Origin of the sequence: Apilactobacillus timberlakei, from assembly GCF_002993965.1 — a bacterium.
Lineage (GTDB): Bacteria > Bacillota > Bacilli > Lactobacillales > Lactobacillaceae > Apilactobacillus > Apilactobacillus timberlakei.
In genome coordinates, this window is sequence record NZ_POST01000002.1 from 331,631 (window position 1) to 357,120 (window position 25,490).

Annotated in this window: 18 protein-coding genes and 2 tRNA genes; 5 read left to right on the plus strand and 15 right to left on the minus strand. The window is 29.3% G+C overall.

The window, feature by feature from the left end; genetic code table 11:
* Positions 1-3 precede the first annotated feature (3 nt).
* The 11 genes from C7N71_RS03645 to asnB all read right to left on the minus strand — a co-directional run bounded on the left by C7N71_RS03645 (position 4) and on the right by asnB (position 15,105).
* The gene (locus tag C7N71_RS03645; protein ID WP_105987792.1) at positions 4-2,451 is read right to left on the minus strand and encodes an ATP-binding protein; all 2,448 of its coding nucleotides are present in this window, start codon (positions 2,449-2,451) and stop codon (positions 4-6) included.
* The gene (locus C7N71_RS03650) at positions 2,441-3,631 is read right to left on the minus strand and encodes a metallophosphoesterase family protein (protein ID WP_157944349.1); all 1,191 of its coding nucleotides are present in this window, start codon (positions 3,629-3,631) and stop codon (positions 2,441-2,443) included. Before C7N71_RS03650 ends, C7N71_RS03645 begins: the two co-directional genes overlap by 11 nt.
* An 80-nt stretch (positions 3,632-3,711) precedes the next feature.
* Positions 3,712-5,808, minus strand: coding sequence for a transglycosylase domain-containing protein (locus C7N71_RS03655; RefSeq protein WP_105987794.1), 2,097 nt, complete (start codon positions 5,806-5,808; stop codon positions 3,712-3,714).
* Positions 5,809-5,929: 121 nt separating this feature from the next.
* A complete protein-coding gene (gene argS, locus C7N71_RS03660; protein WP_105987795.1) occupies positions 5,930-7,621 on the minus strand; it encodes an arginine--tRNA ligase in 1,692 nt (563 codons plus the stop codon).
* A gap of 246 nt (positions 7,622-7,867) precedes the next feature.
* Positions 7,868-7,938: transfer RNA gene (locus C7N71_RS03665), tRNA-Gly, on the minus strand.
* 58 nt (positions 7,939-7,996) lie between these two features.
* On the minus strand, positions 7,997-8,203 hold the full coding sequence (locus C7N71_RS03670; RefSeq protein WP_105964475.1) for a DUF2187 domain-containing protein: 207 nt from the start codon (positions 8,201-8,203) through the stop codon (positions 7,997-7,999).
* An 86-nt stretch (positions 8,204-8,289) separates the two neighbouring features.
* Complete coding sequence (locus C7N71_RS03675; protein WP_105987796.1) at positions 8,290-9,213, minus strand: L-lactate dehydrogenase; 924 nt, start codon at positions 9,211-9,213, stop codon at positions 8,290-8,292.
* Between the two features lie 481 nt (positions 9,214-9,694).
* Positions 9,695-10,399: an amino acid racemase gene (locus C7N71_RS03680; protein ID WP_105987797.1), complete on the minus strand. Its 705-nt coding sequence runs from the start codon at positions 10,397-10,399 to the stop codon at positions 9,695-9,697.
* Between the two features lie 11 nt (positions 10,400-10,410).
* A complete protein-coding gene (locus C7N71_RS03685; protein ID WP_105987798.1) occupies positions 10,411-11,661 on the minus strand; it encodes a carboxylate--amine ligase in 1,251 nt (416 codons plus the stop codon).
* A complete protein-coding gene (locus tag C7N71_RS03690) occupies positions 11,654-13,195 on the minus strand; it encodes a UDP-N-acetylmuramoyl-L-alanyl-D-glutamate--2,6-diaminopimelate ligase (RefSeq protein ID WP_105987799.1) in 1,542 nt (513 codons plus the stop codon). The genes C7N71_RS03685 and C7N71_RS03690 overlap by 8 nt, the downstream gene beginning before the upstream one ends.
* A 26-nt stretch (positions 13,196-13,221) precedes the next feature.
* Positions 13,222-15,105 carry an asparagine synthase (glutamine-hydrolyzing) gene (asnB, locus tag C7N71_RS03695; protein ID WP_105987800.1) on the minus strand — a complete coding sequence of 628 codons (1,884 nt, stop codon included), beginning with the start codon at positions 15,103-15,105 and terminating at the stop codon, positions 13,222-13,224.
* Positions 15,106-15,365: 260 nt separating this feature from the next.
* Here asnB and C7N71_RS03700 point away from each other — a divergent pair.
* A tRNA-Leu gene (locus C7N71_RS03700) sits at positions 15,366-15,450 on the plus strand.
* A 40-nt stretch (positions 15,451-15,490) separates the two neighbouring features.
* Here the strand turns inward: C7N71_RS03700 and C7N71_RS03705 are convergent.
* Positions 15,491-17,749, minus strand: a complete 2,259-nt coding sequence (locus tag C7N71_RS03705; protein WP_105987801.1) for an ATP-binding cassette domain-containing protein — start codon at positions 17,747-17,749, stop codon at positions 15,491-15,493.
* A 156-nt stretch (positions 17,750-17,905) separates the two neighbouring features.
* Here C7N71_RS03705 and C7N71_RS03710 point away from each other — a divergent pair, with 156 nt between their 5' ends.
* Positions 17,906-18,223 carry a hypothetical protein gene (locus tag C7N71_RS03710; protein WP_105987802.1) on the plus strand — a complete coding sequence of 106 codons (318 nt, stop codon included), beginning with the start codon at positions 17,906-17,908 and terminating at the stop codon, positions 18,221-18,223.
* A gap of 34 nt (positions 18,224-18,257) precedes the next feature.
* Here the strand turns inward: C7N71_RS03710 and C7N71_RS03715 are convergent, their stop codons facing one another.
* The gene (locus C7N71_RS03715; protein WP_105987803.1) at positions 18,258-20,063 is read right to left on the minus strand and encodes a S53 family peptidase; all 1,806 of its coding nucleotides are present in this window, start codon (positions 20,061-20,063) and stop codon (positions 18,258-18,260) included.
* A gap of 125 nt (positions 20,064-20,188) precedes the next feature.
* On the opposite strand from C7N71_RS03715, the gene mscL reads away from it, so the two are divergent.
* Entirely contained in the window at positions 20,189-20,554 is a 366-nt protein-coding gene (gene mscL, locus C7N71_RS03720; RefSeq protein WP_105955894.1) for a large conductance mechanosensitive channel protein MscL, read from the plus strand.
* A gap of 108 nt (positions 20,555-20,662) precedes the next feature.
* On the plus strand, positions 20,663-21,295 hold the full coding sequence (locus C7N71_RS03725) for a deoxynucleoside kinase (protein ID WP_105987804.1): 633 nt from the start codon (positions 20,663-20,665) through the stop codon (positions 21,293-21,295).
* A 50-nt stretch (positions 21,296-21,345) separates the two neighbouring features.
* Here C7N71_RS03725 and pepV read toward each other — a convergent pair whose 3' ends face one another.
* Positions 21,346-22,749 carry a dipeptidase PepV gene (gene pepV / locus C7N71_RS03730; RefSeq protein ID WP_105987805.1) on the minus strand — a complete coding sequence of 468 codons (1,404 nt, stop codon included), beginning with the start codon at positions 22,747-22,749 and terminating at the stop codon, positions 21,346-21,348.
* Positions 22,750-22,873: 124 nt separating this feature from the next.
* Between pepV and C7N71_RS03735 the strand changes: the two genes are divergently transcribed.
* Positions 22,874-23,704, plus strand: a complete 831-nt coding sequence (locus C7N71_RS03735) for an NAD(P)H-hydrate dehydratase (protein WP_105987806.1) — start codon at positions 22,874-22,876, stop codon at positions 23,702-23,704.
* A gap of 26 nt (positions 23,705-23,730) precedes the next feature.
* On the opposite strand, the gene C7N71_RS03740 is transcribed toward C7N71_RS03735, so the two are convergent.
* Positions 23,731-25,389 carry a putative polysaccharide biosynthesis protein gene (locus C7N71_RS03740; RefSeq protein ID WP_105987807.1) on the minus strand — a complete coding sequence of 553 codons (1,659 nt, stop codon included), beginning with the start codon at positions 25,387-25,389 and terminating at the stop codon, positions 23,731-23,733.
* Between the last annotated feature and the right edge of the window lie 101 nt (positions 25,390-25,490).

Sequence of the window (25,490 nt, forward strand, 5' to 3'; positions counted from 1 at the left end):
CTTTTATTTTTCGTTTAGATTGATTATATTATCTAAATTATAATATTCAAAAACATTTTCATTACAAGTTACATATATTATTTGTAATGATTCACTAATTTGATCAAGCAATTTATATGCATTATGTGAACGATCAAAATCAAATTCATTAAAACCATCATCAATAATAATGGGCATTTTATAATCACGACCAAAGACAACTGCTAGCGATAATATTAATGATAAGTATAATTGTTCAATTGTTCCTCTTGATAATTCTCCTGCATCAAATTGAAGTTTATCTTTTCTAGTCACTTTCAATTTACTCTTATAGTAGGTTATTTTTATATAATTATGATTAGTTAATAATCCAAAATATTCATTAGCTTTTTCTTGAAACATGGGAATTCTATCTGCCGTTGCAATATTCAATGCCTTATCAATCCATTGTCCAGATAATTTCATAGTTAACCAATCATCAACCATCCCGTTAATTTCAGTTTCTAAGTTGGCCTTTTTTTGTTCTAAATCTTGATAAGTACCATCTGAGGTCAATCGTTGAATATTCAAGTTATTTTTCTCAATGCTTTTACTTTTTTCTAGCATTTGTTGTTTTATTTTCAATTGTAAATTTTTATGTTCCTTTAACTTATTTTCAATTTCATTTTCACTTTGAAATTTTTTAAGTAATTCAATTTCATTTTCACCAAGTTGTTGTTTAATATCGGTTTGTCTTTTAGTTTCCTGAATAACAGTTTGTTGTTTATCAAACTCATCATTAAATTCATTAGAGGTATGAACATTTCTTTTCTCAAGAAAATCAGTTAATTGCTTTTTTAATTTTTCTTTTTTATTTACTAATTCATTTTTTTGAAATAAATATTTATTAATTGTTTTTGTTAAACGATTATTTTCAGCGATAACTTTTTTATTGTTTTTAACAAAGCCATCGATTATAGACATATTATTAACATAATTTTTGCTTAAGTCGATATAATCTTCAGCGAAACGCCAATTATCAAAATAATCATTAACTTCTTTCTTAATTTCAATTAATTCATTTTTATATTTATTAATATCATCTTGGAGGCTATTGGTCATATTATTATTTTGCATCAACCACTGTTGAGGATTATTACTATTAAAGCCATATTTATCTTTGTAAAATTGAATTTGTTTATTAAAATTATTTACTTGATTATATTTTATAATATATAAATATAGAGCCAAACTTGCTAAAATTAAACCTATTATTTTTAAAATACCGGGTAGAATAGCAATTAGTATTATTCCTAAAGCCAAAAATATTAATTTTATAATGTTACTTAAAGTATTTAATCCCCTGTTATTATTAAGATTATTCAGTCTAGTTATATTATTTTCATCATCCACACTTAATTTAACTTTATGTTCATTAAATGATTTTTGCTTGGCTTGATAATCATTTATAAGTTGTTTTTTAATATTAAATGAATTAACTAGCTCATTAATTGATTCAGATGAATTATATAAGTCATCAATTTTGCTCTCATTTTGTTCATAAAAATTTAATTGAGGACTTTGATGAACATTATTTTTTGAATCATTTATCTGATTATTAATAATTTCAATTTGCTTGTTATTTAATTCAATATTATTTTCAATCAAATATAATTTGTTTTTAGAAGAATCGTCAAAAYCAGACTTTATATTTAAGTTTTTATGGTTATTTAATTGCTTATATAAAGGCCAATTATTTTTATGATTATTTAGCGTATAAATTTTATTATCTAAGTCTTTAATTTGACTATCTAGATGACCCACCTGTTTTTTAGCCAATTGATTATTATATAAATAATTTTCATATTCGTTAATATTACACTTACTATCATTAATTTTAGTTAATAGTTTTTCATAATCCCTTAGCTTTATATTTAAAGGTGGCTTCCTACCATTAGGGGCGTACAAAGCCTTAGCGTCTTTATCTAAGTTATCATTAATTGAGATCCATTCGTTACTACCAACAAATCCTACTTTTTGGATTCTTTCAATTAGTTCATTATTATTTAATCTTGAAATATCTCTAATATTTAAATCTCCAAAGTAAAAGATATGTTCAAAAGTTTCACGGTCAATTGGACCTAATATATTAGACAAGATATTTGAATCCGTATCGCACTCATTATCTAAATCATAAATACTTAATTTTCCACCATGAGTTCCAGAGATTCTTTTGACCAAAAAATTGCGATTATCATCGGTAGTAATAGATAAGCTGCCACCATAAGAACTAGTTTCTTTAGGAATATATTGCTCATAGGAATGTCCACGACCATCTTTATATCCAAATAATATGCCCATTATTAAACTTAATAATGTTGTTTTACCTGATTCATTATCTCCATAAATAATTTGTAAATTGTTTTTATTTAAATTAAAAGTTTGATTTTGCCATTTACCATATCCATAAACTTTTATCTGATTAATCTTCATCTATATTCCCCTTATTGCCCAACAAATTAATTTTAGCTTGTTTAAGTAGATTATCTTGAATATTATTATCCAAGTGATTTTGAATGAAATCATATTTAGATAAACTTTTTGATATATCCATAATATTATCTTTAGTAAAGATAGATTCAGCAGCTTCTTGCCAAATATCATCATCAATATTTGATATTTTTTCATTATCGTTAATACTAAATCGAATATCATAAACCCAAGCATTTAAATTATCATATTCTTCTCTTAATGTATTTTGAATTTTTGATAATAATTCATCGTGATTAATATTCAATAAATTCTTATTTATATTAAATGTAATCTCTAATAAATGAATTTTAGAATATTTATTTTTATAAATTTGGCTCATCAAATCATTGATAATTTGATTGGTATTATTTTCATTAATATTAATTGTTAAATTATCCCAAATAATAACTGAAGTTTCATTAAATGAAACGTTCAAATTACCGTTTACTTCATTGATTAAAAGGTAACCTTTGCTTCCGGACTCATTTTTATGACGTCCCTGAATATTTCCAGAATAATAAATAGGAGGATTAGCATTAAGTTGTTGCATTTTATGTATATGACCCAATGCCCAATAATCATATTTCTTATCTAATAAATCGTTAATAGTAAACGGTGCATAATTATCACCGGTGTTTGCTTCACTACCATGTAACATCCCAATTTGAAAATCAACATTTGATTTCACAGGATAATTATCAATCATTTTATCGTTAATCCAACGATTTTCATAACTAAAACCAGTAATTGCAATTTTCTTATCATTTAAATTAAAAGTTTTAGTTTCAACTTGATTACCAAATACATAAACATTATTGGGCAGTTTCAGATCAGAAGCAGATATATTTAAATAATCATGATTTCCAAATATCATAAATATTTTAACATCAGCTGCATTCAATTTATCTAATTCTCCATAAAAGAAATTATAAGTTTTAGGAGTTTGATTATCACGATCAAATAAGTCCCCTGACAGTAATACAAAGTCAACTTTTTGATTAATTGCATCTTGAACAAGATTACTAAAAGCCAAAAAAGTTGAATTAAAGATTTTTTCCCATAATTTTTGTGGTATTTCATCATCCATAAGTCCTTCAAATGGGCTTTCTAAATGTAAATCTGCAGCATGAATAAATTTCAATGTAATAACTCCTTATATAAATAAAACGTCATATCATTAGTATATTAATGATACGACGTTTTGTATATATTGGTCAATTTCTATTGATCAATATATTTTTTTGCACTATTAAATAAATCACTAGCACCCTTTTTTAAACTGTTAAATCCTTTACCAACATTGTTAGTGAAATTACTTGCACCTTCTTGTACATCATGCCAAATACCAGATTGAGATTTTTTGGCTTTTGGTTGATGTTCATCTTCATATTGAGTTTGAGCATCCTGTACATCAAATTTATTATCACCTGCATTAGGTAGTATATGTTGCATTTCATTTCTAAATAAAGGACCAACTCCATTACCACTAAGATTTTCTAAATGATGATTTTTGTTAGTATTATCAAATCCTTCCCAAGTAGCAACAACTACTTTAGGAGTATATCCAATTATCCATTTATCACGAGTAGCATCAGAATCACCTGTATTATCTGCTTCCGTACTACCAGTTTTACCAGCAATCTGATATCCATATGGCTTAGCACCAACACCAGTCCCATTATTAAATACACCTAACATCATACTTGTCATTTGTTGTGCAACTTTTTTAGACATAATCTTTTTGGATTGATTTTGATCATTATTTACAATTACTTTTCCAGAAGAATCAACAATTTTCCTAATATAATGAGGTGTAGTCATATTACCATTATTAGCAAAAGCGGTGTATGCACCAGCCATTTGTTGTGGTGAAACTCCACTTGAAAGCCCACCTAAAGCTAAAGCTAAATTATTATCGCTTTTATGAATGGGTAATCCAAATGATTTAACTGATTGATATCCTTCATTGGCACCTATTTTATTTAATAGCCATACCGCAGGTGCATTCATACTATCAGCTAAAGCTTTATACATTGGAACACTACCTGTATAAGAATTGCCATAGTTTTCAGGTGTATATTTGTTCTTACCATATGACAGTTTTTTATTAACCAAAGTGGAATCATAATTATAACCATTTTGCAGAGCTGGAGTATAAACAGCTAAAGGTTTCATAGTGGAACCAGGCTGCCTTTTAATTTGAGTGGCACGATTATATCCTCTAAAGACATGTTCACCACGACCACCAACAACTGCACTAACACCACCATTACTTGGATTAACAGCAACTGAAGCAGCTTGTACTTTAGTTCCATCACTAGCATTACTAGGAAACATGCTATCGTTAGCAAAATCATTTTGCATATTAGATTGCTGATTTTGATTTAAATTAGTATAAATCTTATAACCACGATTCATAATATCTGATTCAGAAAGTCCATACTGATTAATAGCTTCATCAATAACTGAATCAAAGTAGTAAGGATATTTATAACTATCAGTATATTTGTAATCATTAACCACGTGTATTGGTATTTTTTTCAGATTATTAGCAGTTGATTGATTTAACTTATCATTTTCAACCATTAACTGTAATACTGTATTTCTTCTTTGAAGCGCCAATCCTGGATGATCAACTGGATTATATGCACTTGGATTAGTTAGCATTCCAGCAATCACTGCTGCATCTTGAATAGGTAAATCTTTAGCATCCATGCCAAAATATCGTTTAGATGCGTCTTGAACACCATAAACTCCATTCCCAAAATAGGCATTATTCATATACATAGTTAAAATACTTTTTTTAGAATAAATATTTTCTACTTGAATAGAAAGAAATAGTTCTTTTAATTTACGGCTAAAGGTCTGCTCTTGAGTTAAATAAGCGTTCTTAACCAATTGTTGAGTTAAAGTACTACCTCCACCACTAATATAATTACGATGCATAATTTTATTTTTAGCAACTGATAACATAGCTCTCGAAAAGCCTTTTACAGAAAATCCATATTCATGATAAAAATTACGATCTTCAGTAGATAAAATAGCATTAGGAAGATTAGAAGAAATATTTTTATATCCAACATAAGTTCCTTTTTGTGAATATATTTTACCAGCATTGTTATTATTAGCATCATAAATTACCGTAGATTTTTCAAGCGAAGACTGTAGATTACGAACATCGGTTGTCTTAGCTACATAGGTACAATAAGCACTTACTATAAAAATAAAGGATAATACAGTTACAATAATCCATCTTGCAATTTGATATTTATACCATATATTTTTTAGATTATGCTTTTTAGTATAACTTTCTTTCATATATTAAATTTTCTCCTTTAGTTAGTAGGAAATTATAATAGTTCTATTTTAACCCAAAATGACAAAATATGGGTAAAAAAGAAAGCACATTTAACAAAAGTTAAATGTGCTTTCCTATATCTTACATTTCTTCAGGAGATTTAACACCTAATATTCTTAATGATTCTTTTAAAACAATAGATACAGATTTAACTAATGATAAACGTGCATCTTTTTCATCATCATCATCTAAGATTTTGGTGTGAGCATAATATTTATTAAATGCTTTTGCAAGTCTTAATGAGTACTTAGCAATAACTGAAGGTTCAAATTCAGAGCATGCCAATTTAACCATTTGAGGAAAGTCATTAAGTAATTTAACAATATTCCATGATTCTGCATCATTAAGTTTATTATCAGAAATACTGAATTCGGTCTTACCAGATTTTCTTAAAATACTTTCAGCACGTGCACGTGCATATTGTACATAAGGACCTGTTTCCCCTTCAAATCTTAGTTGATCTTCTAGGTTAAAATCAATATTATTTATCTTTTCATTTTGTAAATCACCAAAGACAATTGCTCCAACTCCAACTTCTTTAGCAACTTCATCTTTATTAGGTAAGTCTGGATTCTTTTCAGCAATTTGTTTCCTAGCAATTTCAATCGAATCATCTAATACTTCATCTAATAAAATAATTCTTCCAGATCTAGTTGAAAGTTTTTTACCATTAACTGTAATTAGGCCAAATGGAATATGATGTAAATCTTTAGCTGAAGGAATACCCATTTCAGTTAAAACAGCCTTCAATTGTTTGAAGTAATATGTTTGTTCTGAGCCAACAACATATAAATTCATTGCTGGATGATAAGTTTCATCTCTATACATTGCAGTGGCAATATCTCTAGTAATGTATAATGATGCGCCATCACTCTTTAAGATAAGTGCTGGATTTAGATTGTATTTATCCAAATCAACAATGGTAGCACCTTGAGACTTAGTCAATAGGCCCTTTTTATCAAGGTCATCAACTACCCCTTGAAGTTTATCGTTATAAAAAGCTTCCCCATTATAAGTGTCAAAAGAAACACCTAATTTATCATATATTTTTTCGAATGCTTCAATAGATACTTCACGGAACCATTTCCAAAGCTTAGTTGCTTCTTCATCACCATTTTCAAGTTTTCTAAACCAATCTCTAGCCACATCGTCTAGTTCAGGCTTTTCTTTATCAACTTTATGGAATTTAACATAGTATTTAACTAAATTATTGATAGGATCCTTTTTGACGTCTTCTTCATTACCCCACATTAAGTATGCAGTAATTAGCTTACCAAATTGAGTTCCCCAATCACCTAAATGATTATCCTTAATAGGTTTATAACCATTCTTGCTTAAAATATTAGCAACTGAATTACCAATTACAGTCGATCTTAAATGACCCATTGAAATTGGTTTAGCAATATTAGGTGACGACATATCGATAGTAACATTACCACCATTACCATCATTATTTTGACCATAGTTTGATGCTTGTGATAAAACATTTGCGATAACATTTTCACTATATTTAGCCTTATCTAAGAAAAAGTTAACATAAGGTCCTGCAGCTTCAACATGATCAAAATCATTTTGATCAATTTTTTCTACAATATCTGATGCGATTTGTTGAGGTGCTTTTCTGAATTTTTTAGCTAAAATAAAAGTAGGAAAAGCTAAGTCTCCCATTTTTGAATCTTTAGGACGTTCAATTTTATTTATAATGTCTTCAACATTCAATGTACCATCTAAAGCATTGGACAATGCTTTGGCAACTAGTTCTTTATTTTCCATTATATTTTCCTCCAATAAAAAAGTCTCTTACAGTAAAAAGACTGCAAGAGACGAGATAACCCGCGGTACCACTCTAATTGATATTATATATCCGCTTATTTTATTATAAAATATTCTAAAAAGTACGAATTCAATATGCTTGATTCTTCGGCTTTCACCAAATCCGAAGTCGCTAAATATCAAAACATACCTACTAATCTTTTATTATCGAATATATAAAATCCACTTAGGTAGTGATAATCACTAAGCGGGTAACGGGAATCGGACCCGCGACTTAAGCTTGGGAAGCTTATATTTTACCACTAAACTATACCCGCAGATACAAATAAATTATATCATACGTTGCACAATAATGCATATACAATTTAGTTGATATTATTTTTTAGCAATTTTTGCTTTCTTTTTACTTACAATTGCTCTTTGGTTATATTCATTAATTACTACATCATCATCTTTATGATGTTCATTAATAAGAACCATTACAGAATTTTCATAAATTTTGTCAACAGTTCCAGCGAAATCATGCTTCAAATAACCAAAACGTGGAGCAGATATATAGTCACCAATTTTTAATTCAGCCAAAGTTTTCACCTCATTTGATAAATTTGTGTTATTGATATTATCAAACAATTTCAACAATAGCAAGAATAAATTTTAATAAATATATATTATTTATTTTCTTCAAATTTTTGGTTAATAAAGTCAGCAGAATATTGTAATTTTTCTAGTTCTTCTTTTGTTAAATTTAGGTTAATTTGTTTTTCAATTCCATTTTTACCAACAATTGCTGGATATGATAAATAAACACCATATTCCTTGCGATAATTTGATACTACTAATTGTGACTTAGCATCCGAAATAATTGCATTTGCTAATTTTACTGCAGCAGTAGCAACTCCATAATTAGTATAGAACTTACCTTTAAAAACAGTGAACCCTCCATCTCTAGCATCTCGATCAAGAGCGTCTAAGTCCAAACTCTTTTCTTTAACCAAATTTGTAATTGGTTCCCCAAATACTCTGACAGTTGACCAAGCAGTAAATTGAGAATTACCATGCTCACCTAAGTTATAACCATCAACTGATCTAGGATCAATATTCAGTTTGTCAGCAACTGCTCGTTTCATTCTAGCAGAGTCTAGCAAAGTACCAGTTCCAATAACTTTTTCTTTTGATAATCCAGTTTCTTTTTGATAAATCGAAGTAATAACATCAACAGGATTAGTAATAACGTCTAAGACACCATTAAAACCAGATTTTTTAATCTTAGCAGACACTGACTTAACAGCTTCAACGTTGTTAGCTAATTCAGCAAAACGATCATTACCATGAGCTTGCTTAATTAAATCGATATTCCCTAAAGCTGAAATAATAACGTCAGCGTCACTTAAGGCTGAATAATCATTAATATAAATATTTGTATGAAATGGTAAATTTGGCATCGCATCTTGAAAATCTAATGCATCTGAGTTAACTTTTTCTTCATTTTTATCAATTAATACTAGATCATCAGCAAAACCATTTGCAACTATATAATGGGCAACTGTAGAACCTACGTGACCAATTCCAATTATTCCAATTTTTCTAGACAAGAAAATCACTTCTAACTTTAGTTTTTGCTTATACTACCATTTATAATTTATAAATTCAAATTATAAACAACTTTTATGTTAAAATTACTAAAAAGGAGATGATAAAATGCTTATATTCATTGTAATTATAACAATATTAATATATGCGATATCAATATTAATAGGCCTAACTAGAATTTCAGTAAAAAGAATCATTAATTGGCTAATCATTAGCAGAATACTGTATATACTTTTGTTTATGTTTGATAGCATCTTATCATTTCGTGTTTTTCATAATAACAATTTTGAGTCATCAATTACTATTATTTTAGTAATAACCTCATCAATTATGGTAGAAATAAACTATTCAAATAAGCAAAGAAGTCACCTAATAAACACAAACATGTTATTACTTATATTATCCATAATATTGTTATTAACTTTCAATTTAATAATTATAAACAAATAACGTAATCCTCTTTCAATAAGGATTACGTTATTTTCATTTATTATGCAAAGCCATATCAATAGTTCGATCAACAAGAACAGATTGAGCATCAATTAAAGGGTGATTATGATTGGATGCTCGCTCTTGAGCCAACGATAATTCAGTACAACCCAAGATAACTACATCACAGCCCATTTCATTAATCATTTCGTCCAAAATATGGTGATACAATTCAGCATTGACCGTATTTTTCTCTTTGATATATTTATAAATCAAATCCATAGTTTCATCTTCAATGTGCTTAGTTGGTTTAACTAATTCATAATTGAAATTACTAATTTCATTATCGTATATACCGTCATAAATAGTTCCTCGAGTAGCAATTAAGCCAACTTTTTTGGCTTTAGGATATACTCGACCTATTTCTTTAACAGCTTCTTTAGGCATATGCAAAATGGGTATATCAGTAGCTGATTGAAGTTCATTATAAAAATAATGGGCAGTATTACATGGAATGACAAAAAAATCAGGTTTTAAAGAACTCTGTTGCTTAATATCATCGATAAGCGGGACTAATGGATTAGGTTTAGAATTGTCCAAAATATAATCCGTACGATCAGGAATCGTAGCATGATTCACTAATATATAATTTAAATAATCTTGATCAGAGTGAGCAGGCGTCCGCTTATTCAAAACATGAATATAACTTTCAGTTGCTTCTGTCCCCATTCCACCAATAATTGAAAAAAAGTTTTTCATAAAATCATTTCCTATTTATTTGTAAAATATTTTTGAAAATTTTTAGCATAAATATGCTTCATCCAAGTTACTAACATCCATCGTTTGAAGTTACGATCTTTGTTATACCAAAAAGTTGTTCCATATTGATGATTATTTATTAGTTTCATAGCATATTCTTTGTCTTTATTATCTTTAGTATACTTTTTAAAGACATCTTTTCCGACACCTAACCATAACCAATATTTGGATTTATCCTTATTAGCATAAACTGTGTTTTTATCCTTTAAGCTATCAAAAGCATAATCTTGAACAGCCCAATCAGAAAGATTATAACCATTTAAACTAACAAAGAAACTACTTCTACCCTGTCTTAAGTTAATTTCAAACAGTTTGAATGAATTATCACGAATATCATATTTCATATCAAAGTTAGCATATCCAGTAAAATTAATTTCTTCTAGAAAAGTTTTTACCATTGAATATAATTTTTCATTATATTCGGGTAGTATAGCTACATAATTGCCAATTGATGATGGTGATGGATCCTCTAATAAGGGATGCCCCAAACACATCATCTTAACTTTATGATTTTTATCAACATAAGCATTTAAAGTTCTCATGTTACTATCATCACCAGGAATAAAGTCTTGCAAAATTAAGTCTGATGTATAGCCATTATCATATATTTTACCAATAATCTCTTTAAATTCGGATTCTGATTTAATAGTAAACGCTTTTTTTCGACCTTCAAAATGAATATCTAACCATTCAACACTATTAGTAGGTTTTAAAGCCACCGGATAGCCAAATGGTTGTTCAATATCTTCATTGCTTTCATATTCGCTTTTACTAATAATTCTAGTTTTAGGATATGGTAAAGAAAATTTCTCACATTCTTTATAAAAATTCTCTTTACTGTTTAATTTTTTAATCAATTCATAGTCAACATATGGACAAATAAATACATCATCTAATTCATCCTTATGCTTAGAAATTAACTCTGCATATCCATCACCACAACCAATTAAAATTACTGGTTCAGAATGTTTAGAGTATTTTTGTTTTAATTTAAGCATTTCTTCAATCCACTTAGGATCTTCACTAAATCCGTCAATTAAAGATAAATCTATAATTTTAGTATATCTTGTAGGTGCCAAAGCTTTTTCAGCATAAGCTTTAACTGGCTTACCGTATTTTTCATATAAAGATCTGGCCATACCATAAGCATTAAAATCACTACCTAGTAGTACAACCGTAAATTCTGATGTATTATTACTCATTTTCTATTCCTTTCAAAACATTTTTGACTACAACGGAGTCGGTTTCGTAAGGAGTATCAACACCGTTTATTTTTTGATAAGGATCTCTTCCCTTACCTGCTACTACTATTATAGAATTTTTATCGCCAGAATGAATAGCCTTACTAATAGCTAAACGACGATCTAATTCAATATGCACATTAACTTTATTATGATCAATGTAGGAATCAATTTCATCAACAATTGCAGACGGATCTTCAAATGCAGGATCATCGGTCGTTAAAAAGGCTTCATCTGCATTTTCAGTTAATGCCATTCCAAATCCTTTTCTACGATCTTCTCCTTTATTACCAGGACTACCCACAACTACAATTACTTTGCCATCAGGATTACCATGTTTTAAAAAGCTCAATAAAGCATGCATACTAGCATAATTATGAGCGTAATCAACATACACATTTCCATGATTTTTAGCATCATAAGATTCCATTCTGCCTGGTACAAATACAGTGGCTAGTCCACTGCTTACATCATCGCTGTTTGCACCAGCCAAGCCGGTAGCAATAATTGCTGAAGTTGCATTAGATTCATTATAATCTCCTGCTACAGCAATTTTATATTCGCCATCTAATTTCATAGCTTTAGCTTTTTTATTATTGGAAACTAGCTTAATTTTATTATCACTAATGGTATCTGAGATACTATCAAATATGAAATCTGGATGACGATTATCAATCAAAGATTGATCATGATCACTAAATAGATAAATATCTTCCGGTTGAGTAGTAGCTTTGGCAGCCATATAAATGTCTTCAAAATGATCAGTATCAGCATTAATAATGCAAGCATCCGAATTTATTAAAAGTTGTTCTTTACAGTGCAAATAATCAGCAAATGTTGGATGTTCATTAGGTCCAATGTGATCAGGAGAAATATTTAAAAATAATCCGATATTATATTTCAGCCCATAAACACGGTCCTTCTTATATGCTTGAGAAGAAACTTCCATAACCATGTGAGTCATCCCATTATCAACAGCCATACGCATATATTTAAAGATATCTAAGGACTCAGGTGTCGTAAGATGTGATTTAAATTTTTGATCAGGATTATTGCCAACAATGGTATCAATTGTTGATAGTAATCCTGTTTTGTTATTAGTAGTATTATCTAAAATACTTCTGGCAAAATATGCAGACGTAGTTTTACCTTTTGTCCCAGTATAAGCGATCGTAAATAAATCATTCTCTGGATAGCGATAAAAGGCAGCGCCTATAAGAGACATTGCCTTTTGTACATCATTTACAATAATTTGCGTTAAATTGCTTCCTTCTGCGTATTTTTTTTCAGATACATAGCCAGAAGCACCAGCAGCTTTTGCCATTGTTAAATACTCTGGTTTAAAGTTTCCCTTACAGAAAAATAAAGCGTTGTTATGAACATTTCTTGAATCATAAGTCACATCATCAAATTGTTCATTTTTATTAGGAACAATTTTAATTAGTAAGTTATGTTCAGATAAAATTGTTTTGATTTCATTAATTCCAAGTGACATTAAAATTCATTTCCTAACATTTAAATTTATGCTTGTAATTTTACTTTATTAATAGTATCTGCATCAGTATCTTCTGGGAAGTAAACTTCATACCAGATAATAAATAGATAAGGGGTCATAATTTTTTGCATACTAGATTTACCTTCATCATGCTCTTTAAGAATTCTCATCAATTCATCAGTATTAAAGAACTTTTGTGCGACATCTGAAGTAAATGCACGAACAATACGCTTATGGAATTTAGGTTCTCTAATCCAAGAAGCAATTGGTGATGGGAAACCTAATTTTTCTTTCATTGCAACTTTTTCAGGAAGCGCATTTTCAGCAGCTTTTCTCAATGAAATTTTAGTTCCCTCATCATTAATACGCGTTTTAATTGGCATTGTTGAAGCAAATTCAGCAATTTCTTTATCAACCAATGGAGTTCTAACTTCAAGAGAATTAGCCATACTCATACGATCAGCTTTTTGTAAAATATCAAATGGCAACCAAGTATTAATGTCGAAGTATTGCATTTGGGTCATTTCATCTTTATCTTTCACTTCATCAAAAATATGTTTTGAATATGCGCCAGAATCACGGTTTAAACTGGGATCTTTCAATAAACGATTTCTATCATCATAATTAAAGACGTAGTTTACACGATAATAACGTTCACTTAATGGTTGTGCACCACGAATTAAGAAACGACGACCATGGAATCTTGGTAATTTAGTAACCATTGCGGCTAATGATTTTCTAATAAATCCAGGAACATATTTTTGATATCTTTCAAACGGTTTAGCTTCAAGATAAGTGTTATATCCACCAAAGAATTCATCAGCACCTTCACCAGATAAAGCCACTTTAACTTGTTTTCTAGTACCCTTTGACAAATAAAATAATTGAATAGCTGATGGATTAGACAATGGTTCATCCATGTAATACATCATAGTTGGTAAGAAATTAAAGTAGTCATCATCAGTAATCTTAATTGGTGTATTTTCTTGACCAATTTGGTTAGCAAAATCAGTAGACCAGGATAATTCACTGTATTTTGAATTATCAAAGCCTAATGAAAATGATTTAATAGGTTTTAATTTAGAAGCTTCATTTAATACGTAACTTGAATCAACCCCACTGGATAAGAAACTACCCACTTCAACATCAGAAACCATGTGAGTTTTAACTGAATCTTTCACAAGGCCTTCAATTTTTTTGGCATCGCCTTCAACAGTTTGTGAATTATCAATATGATCATAGTTAAAATGGTAGTAACGATGAGTTTCTGTTTCTTTACTATCAATATGATGGACAAAGTATGTACCAGGCATCACTTTATAAACATTTTCAAACATTGTTTCCTCTGAAGGAATAAATTCAAAGCTTAAATGAATTGGTAATAATCCAATGTTCAATTTTTTATTAAAAGCTGGATTACTCAAAAATGCTTTGATTTCAGAAGCATACATAAATGTATTACCATCATCATAATAATATAATGGTTTAATCCCAAAATGGTCTCTTGCACCAAAAATTTCATTATTAGATTTATCATAAATGACAAATGCATACATTCCACGAAGTTTTTTTAATAAGCCTGAACCCCAAGCTTCATATCCACGAATTAAAACTTCTGAATCAACATCAGTTTCAAATTCATATCCTTGTTCTTGTAGTTCTGCTCTAATTTCTTTATAGTTATAGATTTCACCATTAAAGGTTAATACCTTCTTTTGGTCTTTACTAAATAAAGGTTGTCCTCCATGAGCTAAATCAATAATTGATAACCTTCTAAAGCCCATTGAAACCTTCTCATCTTGAAAATATTGTTCATCATCAGGGCCACGATGCTTAATTCGATCTGCCATTTTACTGATAGTATCAGTAGGAACATCTTTTTGGTTTACATATCCACAAAATCCACACATGCCAATTTATCCCCTTTTATATAACGTAATTATTTTTGTTTTATAATTTAGTTTTAAGTTTAATTTGTTACTAATATTATTGTACCAAATGTTATGCAATATGAACCATAAATCACAAAATTTATTAGGCAAAATTAATTAGTACACAAACTATTATTAAGTATAAACATATAAAATGTTCTGTAAAGTATAATATTCCTACTAAGATTTGTGAAAACCTACGATATAGGTATATAATATATTTTGTGTAGTTCTTTTATGCCCTAATGGCGGAATTGGCAGACGCGCAACGTTCAGATCGTTGTTTAGTTTTTCTAAGTATGGGTTCGAGTCCCTTTTAGGGCATAAAAAATAATCACACTTTATCAAAAAGTGTGATTATTTTTTATCTAATTTGATTATAGTTTTTCATTGACTGACCGGTTATTGAATTTAAATCTTTTAAAGAGTCTTTGGGAGTGCCTGAATATAATATCTTTCCCCCATAACGACCTGCTTTAGGACCAACGTCTATCATCCAATCCGCTTTACTAATAACAGATAAATTATGTTCAACGATAATAACTGTATTACCAGCATCAACTAAATCATTAAAAAGATTGTTCATAGCTGAAACATCTTTCATATGAAGGCCAGCAGTAGGCTCGTCTAGTAAATAAACAGTTCCAGTTTGATTAAGCTGCACTGCGAGTTTTAATCTTTGAACTTCTCCACCAGATAAGGTATCTAAAGATTGACCTAATGATAAATAATCCAAACCTACTCTTTGCATGTTACGCAACTTATCACTAATTTCACTATGATCATCAAAAAATATAATTGCATCCGCAATCGACATATTTAATACTTCACTAATATCTTTACCATTATATTTATATTGAAGTGCTTCATCACTATATCTTTTACCATGACATTTTTCACAAGTTTGAATAACTGGATCCATAAAGGACATATTGGTGATTTGAACTCCTCGCCCCTTACATAATGGACATTTACCTTTACCATTGTAACTAAATAACTGTCTAGAAACTTTATTAGCATCTCCAAATAACTTTCTAATATCATTTAAAATATTTAAGTAAGTTGCTGGGGTGGATCTAATATTAACTCCCACTGCGTCTTGAGATAAATCTACATAATCAATTTTTAATTTATTCTTAACAGCATCAATTAATGAACTCTTACCAGAACCAGCAATACCTGAAATAACAGTTTCAGCATTCAAAGGAATTTTAACGTTTACATTTTGTAAATTATGAATATTTACATTTTGTAAATCAATTGTCTTATCAAATTCCCTAGTATGACTAAACTGCAATGGCTCTTTTAAAAGTTCACCAGTTATCGTGTCGCTTTCTAATAGCTCTGAATAACTACCTTGAAATGTAACATTGCCACCTTTTTTACCAGGCTTAGGTCCAATTTCTACAACGTAATCAGCAATTGGGATTAGCTCTGGACTATGTTCAACAACCAAGATGGTATTACCTTTATCTTTCAATTTTTTCAAAGCATTACTTATCAATTTAATATCAATAGGATGCAAACCAACGCTTGGTTCATCAAGAATATATACCATATCTGACAAAGAACTATTCATATATTTAGCAATTTTAATTCTTTGGGTTTCACCACCAGACAAAGTATCTGTACTTCTATCAAGAGTTAAATATCCTAATCCCAAATCAACTAATGATTGAATTTTAGTACTAAGCTCTCTTATAAGATTTTGAACCAGTGGTACATCAATACCCGATAAAAATTTTAACACGTGAATTAAGTCTAATTTTAAGATATCTGCAATATTTTGATCATTAATTTTGCAAGTTAAAACAGCAGGTCTTAATTTACTACCACCGCATTTATCACAAACGGTTCGATTTACAATTTCAGAAATTGCTTTTTTATGATGTTGTCCTTCCTTACTTTCAATAATTGAACGTTTAATTCTAGGAACAACACCTTCATATAAAATTGACTTACGCCATTCTTTAGGTGCATCTTTTAGATGTTGTTGTGGTGCATACAAAAGCATATATAGTTCATGTTCACTATAATCCTTAATCTTTTTATCGTTATCAAATAATCCTGTATAACCATACCGCTTCCAACGCCAAGTTCCAGGACCAAAACTTGTAAATGTAATAGCACCTTCATTAAGTGACTTATCATAATCAATTATTTTATCAGAATCAATATTATCAATATATCCTAATCCTTGGCATTTATCACACATTCCTTGTGGTAAATTAAATGAAAAGGTATCTGAATAACCAACCCATGGTTTCCCAACACGAGCAAACAATAATCTAATTAATGAATATATTCCTGTATAAGTAGCAAGAGTTGAACGTGGGTTTTTACCGACCTTTTTTTGTTGGATTACGATTGCAACCGGTAAATTATTAATTTTACCAACATCAGGTAACCCGTACTTAGGTAAATATTGCTGAGTAAAACTAGGAAAAGTTTCATTCAGTTCTCTTCTGGATTCAGCAGCAATCGTATCAAAAACTAATGAAGACTTTCCAGCACCTGAAAGTCCCGTAAAAACGGTTATTTTGTGCTTCTTTATTCTAATATTTAGATGCTTTAAATTATTTTGATGAGCATCTTTTACATCAATAAAATCTCTTTCAGCCATGAAAATCCTCCTTTATTTAACATTATTATGATAACAATATTTTATTAGTAATAATATTATTGCATATTCATAAATTGCAAAAGCACTGTAATGTAAGCTATAATTTAATTAGTTAATGATTTTGAACAATAATTCATAGAAAGAAGATGTAATTATATGAAAGAGAAGACACTTAATTTAGTAATGTTCATTTATAGTTCTTATAAAGGCTCAGAATTAAATTTTGCTAAAAGCTTAATTTCACACAATTTTGACGAAACTGTTGAATCAATTGAAAATGCATTGGAAGAATCTAAAAAAGCATTTAAAAAAAGAATGCTTGATCCAATTAAAATTCCATCAGATAGTGTATCAATAGATTATAGCGCTGCCTTTGAAAAAATGACTGCTAATAAAATAACAAACGTAGAATTACGTAAAAGAGCAAGACGTTGGTTAATTGCTGATGAAATGCTTAAAAAAATGAAAGAATAACAAAAAGCAATGACTAAAAATGTCATTGCTTTTTTTATTTCATTTTTTTATATAGTTTGTAATAATTGACTGTTCCTAACCCGGTCGCTTGATTATAAGTTTTTCCCGGTTGTCCAACATAATAAATATTACTATTATCATTTATAGAATCAATCGGATTAAAAGGAGAATTATGAGATGCTGAAAATGAATATATTTTAGGGTTCCAAAGTCCCATTCTATGTTTAGCTTTAGCAACCATCAACGAATCCACCCCTGCTATTTGTGGAGCAACAATACTAGTACCCCCACTTATACTCCACTTATTATTATGGTAAACAGTATAACCAGACTGTGGATCACCATTGGCAACAATATCAGGTACATTTCTACCTGAATTTTTACCTGAAACTAAACTTGGTTCAGTATATTGCTGTGCATAACCAGAACTCATATCCCAATATTTAATAGCATTATAACTTCCTATACCTTTAATATTTTTTTGGTAAGTAGGTACAGAGTTTAACTTACTAAATCCACCACCAGTCCCAGCAAAATAACTAGGAATAAAAATAGAACTATTAGCCTCATATAATTTTAATTTATTAAAATATGGGTACAAAAAGTCATTAGACCAAGCACGTTCCTTATCAATTCTTATACGTTGACCATTAATTGAATAATCTACCGGTATACTTGTAGCTCCCACAGACGTTATATATGGAGATGATGAAGGAGACTCGACCGATAAACTAGTAACTCCACTTGAAATTCCATCATAAGCACCATTATCACCGGATGAATTGAATACACTAATACCTTGAGCAGCTGCTTGTTCTAAAATTAAATTAATTATCTGACTATATTTTTTGCTTAAAATACCTAATTTAATTTCTCTTTTAATCTCAGATTCACTAATCCCCCAACTCAACGATAAAGTATCAGATTTATTATCACTAACAGCATCTGACAAACTAGTTAATAAACCAGAAATGGTTGGCGAAGATAAATATAGATTTAAATTAGCCTTAGGATTAACAAATCCTGCCTGTTCTAAGTCCATAGTAGTTTCATCACTGCTATTATTATCAATTGCTGTATCAGCATCATGATTATAAATTTTGATTCTACTAGTGTTTCCAGAAATCCCCATTTTATGCCAATAAGTCCCTATATCTGATTTATTAAAATCACCAAATGAAATGATTCCTATCGATGATTTACTTTTATAATTGTTATATAAAGGTGAAACATTATATCTATTGATAAATTTTTGTGGAGTATTTGATTTCAAATTCAAATCAGAAGTTTTATTAACATCATTATCTTTATGATCGATACCATCATAATTGGTTAATCCAATTATATCAATAATATTTTTTTGGTATCTTTTAGGTAAGGTAAGTTTGTGATTAGGTTTTAAAACATTAATTCCAGATTTATGTACACTAATAAATTTAAATTTCAGAGCTTCCTGTATGTTTTTTATCGATCCATAAACTTTTAAAATAAAATTACCACGGTATATTTTAACTTTTAAATGATATTTGTAAAAATAATTTTTTATTTTATATAAATCATACTTATTATGTCCATATAGATTACTAAATTGTCTAGTAGAAATAAATTTTTTATTATTTTTCTTCAAAACATATGTATTTAATAAATTCTTATTTTTTATTTTCATAGCAACTAAAAAACTGGATTTAGATTTTTGTGGTACAGTTGATGGATTATTTTTTATTTTTTCCGTTTTAATATTACTTTTAGCATAAACATCTGTTACTAAATGGAAATTTTGTAAACAAAATAAAACAGTGAATGTGAATAGAATGAATTCCCCAAAACTTTGTTTTCTCATTATATTAGTACACCTTTCAATAATTAAAACACTAATTTTATAATAATTATAACATTTCCAATCATTATTAGATGTTTTTTATGTTATTATATTTATAAGTAATAATTTACATAAGGAGAATTTATATGTTTAAAGATTTTAAAGCATTCTTATCTAGAGGTAGTGTAGTTGATTTAGCCGTTGGTGTTATCATCGGCTCAGCATTTACCGCTATTGTTAAATCATTAACTACTGATTTGATTAATCCATTCTTAGGTTTGTTCTTAGGACAAATTAATCTATCAGGATTAGTATTCTCAGTTGGTAGTGCCCAATTTAAAGTTGGTTCATTCATCGAAGCAATTATTAATTTCATTATTATTGCATTTATCATTTTCTTAATGGTAAGAGCATTCAATAAGCTAACTAAACGTGATACTTCAGCTAAAGAAAGCAAAACTGATGCATTACTTGGTGAAATTCGTGACTTATTAAAGGACGAAAAAAAATAGTTTAAACTTAATTACAAAAATACCCTAATTTTTATTGGGGTATTTTTTATTTATCTTTATATAATATGATAAAATAATAATATTATTGTTGAAATTAAGGAGTTAATAATGGTGATAATTACTGCCGGAATGATTGGGGTTGGTAAAACTACCCTAACTGGAAAAATTGCTAAACATCTTGATACAAAAGCTTTTTATGAACCAGTTGGCGAAAATCCAGTTCTTCCACTTTATTATAAGAACCCAAAGCAATATGGATTCTTATTACAAATATATTTTTTAAATAAGCGATTTGCAATGATCAAAAAAGCATTAGCGGATGATAATAATATTTTAGATCGTTCAATATATGAAGATGCCCTTTTCACTAAACAAAATAATGCAGAGGGAAATATTACAGATATGGAACTAAAAATTTATTTATCTTTGCTTGATAGAATGATGTCAGAATTAAAAGCATTGCCTAAGAAATCACCCGATTTAATGGTGTATGCAGAAACCGATTTTGAAACTATTTTAAAAAGAATCAAAAAACGTGGTCGTGATTATGAACAATTTGATAATAATCCAAAATTAAAAGAATATTATTATAATATGTGGTCAGCATACAAAAAATGGTATGAAGAATATGATGCCAGTACTAAAATGAAAATTGATTTGCAAAAATATGACCTATCTGATGATAAAAACACCGCAATTATATTAAAACAAATCGATAATAAGCTAAAAGAAATAAGATAAATAAAAAACACTTTGATTAAAAGTATTATTTTAATCAAAGTGTTTTTTATTTATTTAGATAATTCGGTAATTGCTTGTGCATAAATTGACATTGCTAGCAACAAATCATCTATGGGTTGAAATTCATTGGCTTGATGCATAGTATCCTCTGTCCATGGACACAAAGCACCAAAAGCTACCCCTCGTTTCATCATTCTTCCATAGGTTCCACCGCCAACTACTTCTGGTTCTGCTGATTTAGCACCAGATTGTTCACGGTAAACATCAATCAAACGACTTACAATTGGATCAGCAGGGTCTACATAATGAGGATCCATGTTATCAACATTATTAACAATTCCTGATAAAGGCTTGATTGCATTTTCTAAATGTTCCCCAATCGTGGAGACAGAAATACCCTTAGGATATCTAAAATTAGTATTTATAAATCCTCCATTTTGAGTATCGAATTTCATAATTCCAACATTCATAGTTAAATCGCCCATTATGCCACTTGAATATGCCGTATCAAGTTTATTGCATCTTGAATCATCATGTAAATATTTAGCGATAAATGTCAAAAAGTTGTTAGCATCCCCAGTAAAATCATATTCGCTTAAAAATGTTGCTAGATAAGTACCAGCGTTAATACCGTTCTTAGGCTCCATTCCATGTGCAGATTTACCAATTAAATGCAATTTAATTCCTTTTTCTGTAATTTCAGCATCACCATCTAAATTACTATCTTCTATGAAATTAGTAAAATCAGCATTCATTTCATCTTTATCTCTAGTTAGTACATAAGCAGTGGCATCACGAGGAACCATATTCTCACGTAAACCTGAATCAAATGAATCCAATAATGTGTCAGCATTATCAGCTTGTTTATTACCAAATGTATTTTCAAAGGTAGTATTTCCTTTTTCACCATTAATAACTGGAAATTCAGCATCTGGTGAAAAACCAAAGTCAGGTTCTGGTTCTAATTGGAAATAATGTTTCATCCCGGTCCAATCACTTTCTTCATCAGTACCAACTATAAATCTAATTTTACAATTTGGCTTAATATTATTGTCTTTCATTATTTTTAGTCCATAATATGCCGCTAAACCCGGGCCTTTATCGTCAGACGCACCACGACCATAAACATTGCCATCTTTAATAGTCATATCAAATGGATCGGTATCCCATCCAGCACCAGCTGGCATAACATCAGCATGAGCCAAAATTGCTAAAGTTTGATCACCTTCACCATACTCGATATACCCTACTAAATTATCCAAATTTTTTGTTTTAAAGCCATCGCGTTCACCGAATGATAAATACTTTTTTAAGGCATCGGATGGTCCTTTGCCCAAAGGATATTCTTCAGTTTTATTTTTATCATCACGTTCACTATCAATAGCAATTAATTCTTTCAAGTCTTTTAAGTAATCATCTTTATAATATCTTGCTTGCTTTTTCCAATTAATCATAAATAATTTCCTCCCTAATATATTATTTACATTTTAGCATAATAAACTTTAGTAGTTATAAATGAACTTTCATGTTTTATAGTGCTATAATGTTTTTGTTGAATTTTATTGGAGGAATATTTGTATGGATCAAATAACTAATGATATTGTTAATGATACAATTAGAATCAGACCAAATAATAGTTATAAAGGAACATATGGCAAAGTAGGATTAATTGGTGGTAACCAAAACTTTGGTGGTGCAATTATAATGGCATCATCAGCGGCTGTTCATTCAGGTTCTGGGCTGGTAACTACATTTACAGACAAAGTTAATCTTTCTAGTTTACACGATCATCTCCCTGAGGCAATGTTTGCTGATTATAATGATGAAGAAACATTAAAATCATTAATTCCTACTTTTAACGTTATTGTAATTGGTCCTGGATTAGGAACAGATACTAAAAGTTTAAACATTTTAAATAAGGTATTTAGTTTAATACAACAAAATCAAATTGTTGTAATCGATGGATCAGCTATTACTATGATTGCAAAACATAAATTAAAACTTCCAAATGCTATTAAAATTTTCACTCCTCATCAAATGGAGTGGCAACGATTATCTGATATAAAAATAAAAGATCAAAATGAAAAACAAAATATGATCAAAACTAAAGAATTAAATAGTATTGTAGTGTTAAAATCTCATCATACTGAAGTTTATAATTATGATAATGTTTTTCAAAATCCAGGTGGAACACCTGCTCAAGCAACCGGTGGTATGGGCGATACATTAGCTGGTATGATTGGAGGATTTGTTGCTCAATTTAATAACAAATACAATGCTGTTTTATCTGCAGTTTTCATGCATAGTAAAATTGCTGATGAATTAGCAAAAGATCAATACGTAGTATTACCTAGTCAGATAATTAAGAATATTCCAAAATTTATGAAGAAATATGAAAAAAAGGTTTAATCCTCGATTAGAGGATCAAACCTTTTTTATTTAATGTGTAATATTTTTCTTAATTTGTCTGATTGATGGCCAATTACATAGTCAGCGATTCTACTTTTGAGAGATAGGTAAGAATAAATAAATCCGCCCACAATAACAGCTAATGCAACTACTATAAAACTGCCAACTCGACTATAACTGTTTGTAAAAATACCTACTACTGTGTTGCCCAAGTAAACAGTAGCCAAGGCAACTAAATAAGTAACAAGAGAAAATATCAAAATAAAATTTAATTTTTCTAACATTTGATAACTTCTAAAGCCAAATTGATTATCAAGGGACTTAATAATTAATCCATTAGCAACTAAGAATCCAATGGCTGAAGAGATAAGTGGACCAAAAGTGCCAAATATTAATATCATAGGTACTTGAGCCAAAATTTTAGCAATGGTTCCGTATATAAAATATTTAACAGCTAATTTATTTTGTGAAATTCCTTGCATCATTGCAGAAATAACAGTAAACAAACCAAAAAGTATAGAAACAATTGAAGAAAATGCTAGTATATTAGCAGATAAATGATTATAACCGGTACCATAAAAAACACGATTCAATGGTCCAGAAACTGCAGTCATCCCTAAAGCAGCTGGAATCATTACAAAAGAAAATAATATAAATCCATTGGAAAGTTGATGACTGATACCTTTTTTATCATTTTTAGTAAATGCCTCAGATAACAATGGTACAACAGTAATGGCCATGGCTGAAGCAAGAGAAATAGTTATCATTATTAGCTTGTTAGCATTACCAGCAAAGATTGCATATAATTTGTTTAAAACATTCATTGGATAATTAGTTGATATTTTCATAACGTCAAAGAAAGTATATTGATCAATAAGTTGAAAAATAGTAATTCCAGCACCTAAGATAATAAATGGAATTGCTTGACTAATAATTTCCTTATATAAATGATTAGCATTAACGTGAATCTCATTATTACTATTTTCAATAAGATGACTATAGTATTTTCTACGTTTTAAATAATATATTCCAAGGATTATTAAACCTGCCAATGATCCAATAAAAGCAGCAAAAGTTGACTGTGTCACTGCAGTTGTCCAATTGCCATGAATAACTCGCATTATAAAAAATGCTGTAACTAGCATGTATATCACTCTAAATAATTGTTCTGCAAATTGTGATATTGCTGAAGGCGCCATATCTTGGAATCCTTGGAAATAACCTCTAGTTAAGCTCATAGTTGGAATAATTAACACCGCCCAAGATAAAGAATGTATAACTGGAATAACATTAGTATTACCGTTATCTAATAACGGTGCTCCAAAATATAAAGCTAGTGCACATATTATACCAGTGGTAAAAGATAAAACTAATCCCCTTTTATACAATCTTAGACTTATACCATATTCATTCAAAGCATTATAGTGAGCCACTTCCTTTGCAATTGCTGATGGAATCCCAGCAATTGATATTATAAGGAACATACTATAAATATTGTACCCTTGTACATACAAAGCATTGGCTTGTAAATAAAAGGCTCCAAACCAAATACTCCAAGGAATAATGTAAATTGCCCCTAATATTCTAGATAGAATACTTCCTGCTGTCATCCAGGCAGACCCTTGGAGCATTTTATTTTGGGTCTGTTGATCACTATTTATATTATTTTCATTTTGTTCTTGCATTTTATAGTCCTACTTTCAAATTTGTCTGACTTATTCATTTTAATCAAAATTTATAAAGTAAGCAAATCTAATAATAATAAAAAAGGGAGAACAAATCTCCC

Bases quoted from the DNA above. Each gene is read 5' to 3' on its own strand.
- C7N71_RS03680 (WP_105987797.1), bottom strand. From the start codon at position 10,399: ATGAAAAACTTTTTTTCAATTATTGGTGGAATGGGGACAGAAGCAACT.
- argS (WP_105987795.1), bottom strand. From the start codon at position 7,621: ATGGAAAATAAAGAACTAGTTGCCAAAGCATTGTCCAATGCTTTAGAT.
- asnB (WP_105987800.1), bottom strand. From the start codon at position 15,105: ATGTGTGGATTTTGTGGATATGTAAACCAAAAAGATGTTCCTACTGAT.
- C7N71_RS03685 (WP_105987798.1), bottom strand. From the start codon at position 11,661: ATGAGTAATAATACATCAGAATTTACGGTTGTACTACTAGGTAGTGAT.
- C7N71_RS03725 (WP_105987804.1), top strand. From the start codon at position 20,663: ATGGTGATAATTACTGCCGGAATGATTGGGGTTGGTAAAACTACCCTA.
- C7N71_RS03705 (WP_105987801.1), bottom strand. From the start codon at position 17,749: ATGGCTGAAAGAGATTTTATTGATGTAAAAGATGCTCATCAAAATAAT.
- C7N71_RS03690 (WP_105987799.1), bottom strand. From the start codon at position 13,195: ATGTCACTTGGAATTAATGAAATCAAAACAATTTTATCTGAACATAAC.
- C7N71_RS03735 (WP_105987806.1), top strand. From the start codon at position 22,874: ATGGATCAAATAACTAATGATATTGTTAATGATACAATTAGAATCAGA.
- C7N71_RS03655 (WP_105987794.1), bottom strand. From the start codon at position 5,808: ATGAAAGAAAGTTATACTAAAAAGCATAATCTAAAAAATATATGGTAT.
- C7N71_RS03740 (WP_105987807.1), bottom strand. From the start codon at position 25,389: ATGCAAGAACAAAATGAAAATAATATAAATAGTGATCAACAGACCCAA.
- C7N71_RS03715 (WP_105987803.1), bottom strand. From the start codon at position 20,063: ATGAGAAAACAAAGTTTTGGGGAATTCATTCTATTCACATTCACTGTT.
- pepV (WP_105987805.1), bottom strand. From the start codon at position 22,749: ATGATTAATTGGAAAAAGCAAGCAAGATATTATAAAGATGATTACTTA.
- mscL (WP_105955894.1), top strand. From the start codon at position 20,189: ATGTTTAAAGATTTTAAAGCATTCTTATCTAGAGGTAGTGTAGTTGAT.
- C7N71_RS03710 (WP_105987802.1), top strand. From the start codon at position 17,906: ATGAAAGAGAAGACACTTAATTTAGTAATGTTCATTTATAGTTCTTAT.